4 protein-coding genes are annotated in these 6,381 nt (G+C 47.7%); 3 read left to right on the forward strand and 1 reads right to left on the reverse strand.

The genetic code is table 11. The features are described from left to right. A partial coding sequence (locus QUB25_RS28930; protein WP_333188820.1) for a zinc metalloprotease occupies nt 1-957 on the reverse strand: 957 nt, incomplete at its 3' end. Nucleotides 958-1,398: 441 nt separating this feature from the next. Between QUB25_RS28930 and QUB25_RS28935 the strand changes: the two genes are divergently transcribed. The 3 genes from QUB25_RS28935 (at nt 1,399) to QUB25_RS28945 (ending at nt 6,150) form a co-directional block, all read left to right on the forward strand. After that, on the forward strand, nt 1,399-3,321 hold the full coding sequence (locus tag QUB25_RS28935) for an ATP-binding cassette domain-containing protein (protein WP_333188822.1): 1,923 nt from the start codon (nt 1,399-1,401) through the stop codon (nt 3,319-3,321). A gap of 686 nt (nt 3,322-4,007) precedes the next feature. Further along, nucleotides 4,008-5,237, forward strand: a complete 1,230-nt coding sequence (locus QUB25_RS28940) for a hypothetical protein (RefSeq protein ID WP_333188824.1) — start codon at nt 4,008-4,010, stop codon at nt 5,235-5,237. 334 nt (nt 5,238-5,571) lie between these two features. Then, a complete protein-coding gene (locus QUB25_RS28945; RefSeq protein WP_333188825.1) occupies nt 5,572-6,150 on the forward strand; it encodes a TIGR04376 family protein in 579 nt (192 codons plus the stop codon). Nucleotides 6,151-6,381: the final 231 nt, after the last annotated feature.

Below are 6,381 nucleotides of genomic sequence, written 5' to 3' on the forward strand. Positions count from 1 at the left end.
ACCACCGCTGTGGAGTTGGTAGAAATTATCGTCGCTGCGTGTAGTACCAAGACTAGCTCGTTCGTTATCTAGCACGGCTTGCATTCGCACAACTTGCCCTGTGGTAAACATGAACATACCCGCATCATCGGTGTAGTCCATATAGTTCATGAACAAATCACCGTTGGGACCGTTACTACAGGTTACATGGGGAAAACTGGGGAGACCAGTGTTTGGTCCTGCTTGATTGGGTGTATCATTGACAAAATCACTACCGTTACACCCATTGCCATCGTCTCCCCAAATGTGGCGCAAATTCAGCCAGTGTCCAATTTCATGGGTTGTAGTTCTGCCTAAGTTAAAGGGCGGGGCTGCCGTGCCGATAGTACCAAAGGCAGTATGGGTGATTACTACACCATCAGTGGCACTAGGACCACCAGGGAACTGAGCATAGCCCAGCAATCCGCCATTCAGGGAACACACCCAAATGTTTAAGTAGCGATCGCTCGCCCACGGATTCGCACCACCTGTCGCCACGGATTTGACGCGATCGTCATCAATAAATCCTGTGGCAGTAGTGGTTGTTCGAGTAATGCCATTAGTGGGGTTGCCATTGGGATCGGTGGTTGCTAGGACAAACTCAATTCGGGTATCTGCTGCCAATGACTGAAAAGCAGCCGGGAGTGAGACAATATCTGGGTTTTGCTTACGAAAGTCGCGATTTAAAACATCAATCTGACTGCGAATTTGTGCTTCTGAAATGTTTTGTTCAGGAATGCTGGGGTTATGAACAACGTGAACAACCACAGGAATCACTGTGATGCCAGTTCTAGCTGCTTCAATTCCGCGTCGTGCGTATTGCAGCGAGCGATTCTCAATTTCCCGTCGGTTTCTAGCATAGGTTAGATCAGTGGTTAAAAGTCGATAGTGGACACTCATCGTGCCACAAATGCGTTGTTGGGGCAATCCGGCTGTCATTTACTTGACTCCTTTTTACTAAGAAGTGGAGTTGATAGTGAAATTTGTAATTTCGAGCAAACAAGACAGGTCGAGCGAGGACTCTGATCAAAAAAGCAATCATTAACTTGGATTTATAAGTCATACCTTAACTCAATATTCCGGACAGTTTTTGGAAAGATACTACAAGCTTACGCGGGGAAAGGATCATAAAAAGTCGAATTCAATGCCGCGTCAGGGGTGGAGCTGACATTGATTTAATGACTCATAGTGGCTCAAAGTCAAGCGAGCATAAGCCATTGGGCCATATAAAAACAGTCCGGACTATTGTTAACTTAAAAACTGAACAAACTATCGATGAAGTTTATATAATTTATCAATCCCAGCAGCTTTTTCCAGCGATTTGCAGCGGAGTGCGAAGACCAGCGTTAAACTAAGCTAGGTAAATGACTTTCTATACAGATGACTATTTTTACTCTACGATCGATCAAAAAAGACTTCGGCATCAAGGAACTCTTGACAGATGCCAGCTTCAGCCTCGATGAAGGCGATAAAGTCGGACTCATCGGCACAAACGGTTCCGGCAAATCAACCCTGCTGAAAATGATTGCAGGCTTGGAGTCGATCGACTCTGGCGATCGCTGGGTCAATCCAGGGTCTACAATTGTCTATCTGCCCCAACAGCCGGATTTAGACGAAAATCACACTGTGTTAGAGCAAGTATTTGCTGACAGTGGCGAACAAATGGCTTTAGTGCGAGAATACGAGGAAATTTCCGCTCAACTGTCCCACGGCAAAGGCGATACAGACAAGTTGATGGCGCGTCTGTCTGCAGTGTCTGAACGCATCGATGAGGTGGATGCGTGGGACTTGGAAACGAAGGCAAAATTGATTTTGACAAAGTTGGGGATTGAGGATTTTGATGCGAAAATTGCCGACTTGTCGGGCGGCTACCGCAAGCGAATTGCCTTAGCAACGGCTTTGTTGTCCGAGCCCGATGTGTTGCTGATGGATGAACCGACAAACCACTTGGATGCGCTGTCTGTGGAGTGGTTGCAGAACTATTTGAACGGCTATCGCGGTGCTTTGCTGCTGATTACGCACGATCGCTATTTTCTCGATCGCGTTACCAATCGCATCCTGGAGATCGATCGCGGCGACCTTTACAATTATGCTGGCAATTACGCTTATTACTTGGAGAAAAAAGCCCTAGCTGAAGAATCCGCCGCCAGCACAGTTCGCAAACACGCGGGTGTATTGCGGCGCGAATTGGAATGGCTCAAACGCGGGCCCAAAGCGCGGAGTACCAAGCAAAAAGCTCGGATCGATCGCATTAAGGATATGCGAGCCCAGGAGTTCAAAACAGCCAACGGCAAAGTCGAGATTGCGACAGCGGGCCGCCGGATTGGTAAGAAGGTGATTGAGTTATTGAATATCTGTAAAGCCTATGGCGATCGCACTTTAATTAAAGATTTTACCTACAATTTCACACCCGAAGACCGGATTGGAATTATTGGTAGCAACGGTGCGGGAAAATCGACGCTGATGGATATCATCACCGGACGCATTCAGCCGGATTCGGGTACAGTCGAAATTGGCACAACCATTCATATCGGTTATTTTGACCAGCATTCAGAGGATTTGACGCCCAACGAAGACCAGCGAGTTATTGAATACTTGAAAAGTGTTGCGGAATTGGTGCAAACGGCGGATGGGGAAATCATTACCGCTTCTCAAATGTTGGAAAAGTTTCTGTTTCCACCCAACCAACAGTATGCACCGATTAACAAACTTTCGGGCGGGGAAAAGCGCCGATTATTTCTGTTGAAAGTGCTGATGAGTGCGCCAAACGTGCTGATTTTGGACGAACCGACAAACGACCTAGACGTGCAGACTTTGGCGGTTTTGGAGGATTATCTCGAAGATTTTAACGGCTGCGTGATTGTGGTGTCCCACGATCGCTATTTTCTCGATCGCACGATAGACATGGTTTTCGCCTTGGAACCGGGCGGCAATTTGCGTTTGTATCCCGGCAATTATTCGGTGTATTTAGACTACAAGAAAGCAGAAGAAGCCAAAGAAATAAAAGGGCAAAAAGAAAAAGAAAAACTTACACGCACCGCTGAATCTAATAATTCCAAAAACCAAAGTTCCACTCAAAAATCTACCAAAGTTTCCTTTAATGAGAAGCGGGAATACGAACAATTAGAAAGTCAAATTCCGCAGATGGAAGCTGAGAAACAAGAGATTGAAAAGAGGTTGTCTAACAATGCTCCCAGCGGGTTTGCCGAGGTGAAGAAGTTATCGGATCGTTTGGCTCACTTGACCCAGCAGATCGATCGGGCGACGGAGAGGTGGTTGGAATTGGCGGAACGGGTGGGTTAATTTGGGTTGTCCGAGTGTTGTGTTTAGCTCCTGGTCACAATGACAGGAGCTAGAGTAATTATGGCAGAAAAAATTTCATGCTGAAACGAATATATATTGAAAAATTTCAATATTTTTTTATTTTTGTAGTACAAATAGTATTGTAAAAAAAAATATTAGGAATAATGCTTATTTAGCCGACAATTTGGCAACCTTTGACAATTTATTACCTAAGTGTGATGAAGCTATGGTAGTATTAAAGTTATAAAATCGGTTGCTTGTTACTACGGTCAAGCAAACTGACCAACAAACTTAAAACGAGTAAAAGTCTGAAATCCTTGTTAAAGCTGCAAGGCGATCGGAAACAGCGCCAAAAAACCCGCTTTTTTTCGAGAGCGTCAAGTAAAGCTGTGTGTCAAAAACAGCCAAGCCCCAAAAGGTGGGGTTGACAAAAGCAGTAGAATATGCAGTAAAAGTCAGCGTAAGCAAATAAGACTGGCAGCAGAAAACAGGGGCGAAAAGACCCAAAACAGGTAAAACAAAAGTCGATCGGGCAAAGTAAGTTGGCCGAGGACTAAAAATATGGTGATGGGTAAGATACAATTGACCTGTTCTTAACCAAGAATTGGTCAACATCACAAGTATCCTGTAGAAGTCTGAAGTTGAGAATCTCAGGGTTGTCGAGGAGCGGGAGCAAACAGAAAACTATGCCTCAAAAAGTAATCGCCAAACAGATGTCTTTGGAATCAGCGTCAGATCCGATCGCCGTGGTTGCAACGGTCGAAACAGTGCCAGCCGAAGCAGTGGCAGTAGAGTCCTACGCCGATCGGTTGATGGACGAACTGTTTGAAGGAGTCGATCGAGCATTCGACGGCAGCGAGGGACTGCCATCGGAACCAGTGCAGCCTGAATTCGTGGCGCTCAAGTCGATCTCTGTACCTCAAATAGTTTTGTCGCCGTTGGCACCCCCCCAGCCACAGGGGGGCGAAAAAGACGTAGAAGCGATCGCCCGTCAAGTCGCCCTAGAAACAGCCAAAAAACAGCAGTCCAAACAATCATTCGACAGAATGCTGCTGGGAGCAGCATTTGGGTCGCTGCTGCTAGTCATGGGGTTATGGCTCGCAAGCAGGTCGGGACTGGTGCGCTTGCCCGCCGCCCCCGCACCAGACACACCTACAGCAAGTGGCAAAACAGCACCAGATACCCCGTTTGTCGAATATGTGCAGCGCTCCCTAGAAGCGATCGAACAAAAAAAAGCACCCCAAGCTAACCCCCAACTTGCAGGAGTTCCCGGAGCCCCCACCCCAGGGACTCTGCCGAGCATTCCAATTTCCGGCGCGCCGCCGGCAACCGCAGGTCTTTCGACAGCAGTCAACCGCATTGCTAATGCCCTCGAACAAGCTGCCTCGCAGCCAGGAGCACCAGCACCTCAAGTCGTCGTCATCCCTCCCCCCGCTCAGGTGACTGTGGCTCCGGCTGCTCCGGTAGCTGCGGCTCCGGCTGCTCCTCAAACCGCTGCAGTTTCCCCCTCGCCTGCTGCTCCAGCCTCCGGTCGTGCGATCGCCGCTGCCGGCAGTCGAGATCCCGTCGCCGCTTCCCCTTCCCCCTCGGAGTCTCCCCAGCCAAAGATTTTGGCTCGCGAAACCGAACCGGCACCAGCGCCTGCTGCTGCTGCTGCCCAGCAATCCGCGCCCGCGCCCGAGCAATCCGCACCGGCAGCCAGCAGCGCCCCAACTTCCGCGCACACGCTGGTAGGGATTTTGGAGTTGGGCGATCGATCGGCTGCTTTGTTTGAAGTAGATGGCGTAGCCCGCAGAATTTATGTCGGCGAAAGCATTGGCGCTAGCGGTTGGACGCTGGCAGAAATCAAAAATCAAGAAGCAGTTATCCGCAAGGGAGGAGATGTGCGATCGGTTTTTGTCGGCCAAAAGTTCTAATCAGTCATCAGTTATGAGTCATTAGTCATCAGTCATTAGTTATGAGTTAGGTCATCGGTAATCAGTAATAGGCAGCGATCGGGCTGTATATCACGAGCAGTGAAAACAGTTATAATATAGGAACCGCCAAGACGTTCTTAATTGCTGAAACCATTGCTCTTATTGCTTCTTCCTTCTATCCGTTAAATCGCTTCCCAATTCGTTACCGAACTTTCTTCTGCTATAACTAACAACTCAGGAGCGATAATCGAGCTCCAGTGACTAAGAACCAATGACTAATAACTAATGACCAATGACTAATGACCCAGGACTAATGACTGAGGAATTATAAAAAATGGGCTTATTTGATGATTTCAGCCGCTTTCTAGAAACCAGATTAGAAGAATTTTTGCGTAGCAATCCCCATCTGGAATTGCAGGCAATAGAAGAACAACTGAAGGAACAAGAAGAAGACACTCTGCGGCTGATTCTCGATATCCAAAAACAAGAGAAAAAACTGCAAGCCGAAATTCTTTCCGCCGCTCAAGAAATTCAACGCTGGAACGATCGCATCAACAAAGCTAAAGCTGCTCAAAGGCTCGATTTAGCTCAAGCCGCCCAAGAGCGGCAAGCAGCTTTGTTGCGTCAGGGAAATCAGCGCTGGGGTCAAATGCAAGGCTGCAAAGAACGGATTGAAAAAGCAAAAGAACTGTACCGCCAAATTCAAGTACGGCGAAAAGAAGTCCGAGCAAAAGCCGCAGAAGCTGCAACTCGAACTACCACCACTAAAACAGAGCAGAATTGGGATACAAAGGGTTGGAATCAGAGTTCTAATTATAGCAGTTTTACGGCTGCAGACCCTTTAGAAGAAAAGTTTCAACGCTGGGAAGCAGACGAAGAACTCGATCGAATGAAGCGGAATATAGGCCGATAGTTACGAAAGCATTCCAATCCTTTAGGGACGGGTTCACCGGGAACTCTGATTCCTGGTGCAACTATTCGTCCACCCTCCCGACTCTCAGGTATTGCGATCGCTCGCTCAGACTTTATATAATTACCCTCCTAAACTTGTAGGGACAATTAATCAATCATATCATGTCCGGTCGATTAACCATGATATGATCGGGAGGAACACCACCCCCATCAAATAAAGAATGCCAAAACG

Source organism: Microcoleus sp. B3-D7 (genome assembly GCF_036705305.1).
GTDB lineage: Bacteria > Cyanobacteriota > Cyanobacteriia > Cyanobacteriales > Microcoleaceae > Microcoleus.

Excerpts from the sequence above, each read along its gene's own strand:
- QUB25_RS28940 (WP_333188824.1), top strand. The coding sequence starts at position 4,008 with ATGCCTCAAAAAGTAATCGCCAAACAGATGTCTTTGGAATCAGCGTCA.
- QUB25_RS28935 (WP_333188822.1), top strand. The coding sequence starts at position 1,399 with ATGACTATTTTTACTCTACGATCGATCAAAAAAGACTTCGGCATCAAG.
- QUB25_RS28945 (WP_333188825.1), top strand. The coding sequence starts at position 5,572 with ATGGGCTTATTTGATGATTTCAGCCGCTTTCTAGAAACCAGATTAGAA.